The sequence below is a fragment of the Oleiphilus sp. HI0123 genome (assembly GCF_001635315.1).
In genome coordinates this window covers 1-1,961 of record NZ_LWGE01001395.1, presented here as the reverse complement: position 1 = coordinate 1,961, position 1,961 = coordinate 1, and the positions used below count along the sequence as shown (strand labels likewise).

At 42.8% G+C, this 1,961-nt stretch carries 3 protein-coding genes and 1 pseudogene; 2 read left to right on the top strand and 2 right to left on the bottom strand.

What is annotated here, in order from left to right; translation table 11 throughout:
- A pseudogene (locus tag A3761_RS27870) lies at positions 1-248 on the top strand (transporter substrate-binding domain-containing protein); the annotation flags it as partial.
- Between the two features lie 37 nt (positions 249-285).
- Here A3761_RS27870 and A3761_RS17755 read toward each other — a convergent pair.
- Complete coding sequence (locus tag A3761_RS17755) at positions 286-1,008, bottom strand: MBL fold metallo-hydrolase (protein ID WP_068567991.1); 723 nt, start codon at positions 1,006-1,008, stop codon at positions 286-288.
- A complete protein-coding gene (locus tag A3761_RS27865; protein ID WP_068567935.1) occupies positions 993-1,205 on the bottom strand; it encodes a hypothetical protein in 213 nt (70 codons plus the stop codon). The genes A3761_RS17755 and A3761_RS27865 overlap by 16 nt, the downstream gene beginning before the upstream one ends.
- A gap of 347 nt (positions 1,206-1,552) precedes the next feature.
- Between A3761_RS27865 and A3761_RS17750 the strand changes: the two genes are divergently transcribed.
- Positions 1,553-1,961: MBL fold metallo-hydrolase (locus tag A3761_RS17750; protein ID WP_156491929.1), on the top strand; the 409-nt coding region annotated here is incomplete at its 3' end.

Sequence of the window (1,961 nt, the reverse complement as noted above, 5' to 3'; positions counted from 1 at the left end):
GCTACCCGACCGCTACGTATTTCTTTGTCGCACAAGAAAATACGGCCTTAGCTAGCCTTATAGAAGAGGGGCTTCAGAAAGCCCTGTTGGACGGAAAGTTCGATGCGCTGTTCCAGCAGTATTATGCTGATCTGATACTGAAGGCTAATTTAAAGCAGCGACTACACTATCGCCTGATTAACCCTTTGCTTCCTGAAGCGACACCACTAGACCAGAAAGCTCTCTGGTTTCATTTAGATAAAGACTGAAAGCATCATTACTTTCAGCCTCTATACCAAGAGAAACTTAGTGTTTGTGCTTATGTTTATTGGGTTTATCGTGCTGGCTCGCATGCAAACTATTAAAGACGATTTTGATCCAGGTAGGCTCATTTAAGAAACCGTTTTCCCACTCGTCCCATTTTGCACTCAAACCTGCACTTTGTATCTCTTCCAGGCTCTTGTCATTCATCATGCTCTCGACCTCTTTCGCCGTACCACGCAACATGTCTCTGAAGGCAATAAGGTCTGGCTTCGTTGCCATTGGTCCGTGCCCAGGCACAATTTGGGTTGAGTCATCGATAGAATCTAAAATTCGATCAATATTCTGGGCGACACCTCGTACACGCCCACCTGCATCCACATCAACAAAGGGGTAAAAGCCGTTAAAGAAATGGTCACCCAAATGGACAATATTTTGTTCTTTAAAGAAGATCACGCTATCGCCATCAGTATGTCCGATTGGCAAGTGCATTACAGAAATATCATGCCCGTTAAAGTGGATAGTCATACGATGATCATAGGTAATATCCGGCAGCGCATGCTTTGGGTATGGTTCCGACACCATGTTAAACAGCTTAACCTCTTGACGAGAGTTCAAACGCTGATAAACATTATCATGCGCGACAACGGTAGGCTCTTTACCCAAGAGCTTATTGCCTTGAGTATGGTCACCATGCGAATGCGTATTTAGGATGTACTTAAGCGGTTTACCAAAAGTATCAAGTGTTTTCTCTAAACCACCTGACATATCGGCATAGTCACTATCGACAACCCGTCATCACCTTCGGACAATAAGATATTCCCGCCCTTTCCCTGAAGAAAGTGAAAGCCTGGCTTTAACTCAGTCACTTTAAACTGCTTAGTACTATGGTGGTGGTTTTCTGCAACACTTAAATTTGCAGACAATAACAACATGAGGCTGGCGCCCGCTTTAATTACGTTCACTAATTTATCTCCCTATTGATTGAGTCTTTAACATGCAAACATGTGAAGCGAAACGACCACCAAGCAGAGTATTTCTGCTTCATTTCCTTCTAAAGCGCCTTGAGTATATCAGTCTTATAATTTCCTCTCACCAACATTCAGGCTAAGGTAAATATGCGCTTAATTCAGGATAAGAACAAATACCGCAGCGATCACTAAGCTCCTGGAAGTGATAGCCTGTCGCTTGTTATTATTCTCAGCATTCTAAATACATATAAAATATATATCAGGTATATTTATTATATATTTTACCTATCAGTCTATTGTCATTACTATCGCCTCATCATACAAAAAACAAAGAGAACATTATGAAGCCCTTAGTCATGAGACTTACCATGCTGATCCCTCTCCTGCTTATCACTTTCACAAGCAGCACATCAACTTTTGCTGGAGAGATGATACCTGCAAATCTTAGTTTTTCAGTTATCGTCACCGCTGAATCAGGCGGCGCGCAAGAAGCGATGGTGGTATCCAGTGGTAGCTGGTTTACTCAGCGAACGTTAGTGCATAACGCAATTCTTATCAAACATCCAAAGGGTGATTTGCTCTGGGATAGCGGCATCGGCACTGAAGTCGAAGAACAAATGCAAGTATTCGCTTTTTGGGAGAAACAGTTGTTCGCGATCGAAAACGTTAAACCCGCCATTAGCCAGTTAAACGCGAATAACTACCCCATCAGCACAATTAAAGCCATCATCCCTAGCCATATGCACTGGG

Bases quoted from the DNA above. Each gene is read 5' to 3' on its own strand.
- A3761_RS17755 (WP_068567991.1), bottom strand. From the start codon at position 1,008: ATGTCAGGTGGTTTAGAGAAAACACTTGATACTTTTGGTAAACCGCTT.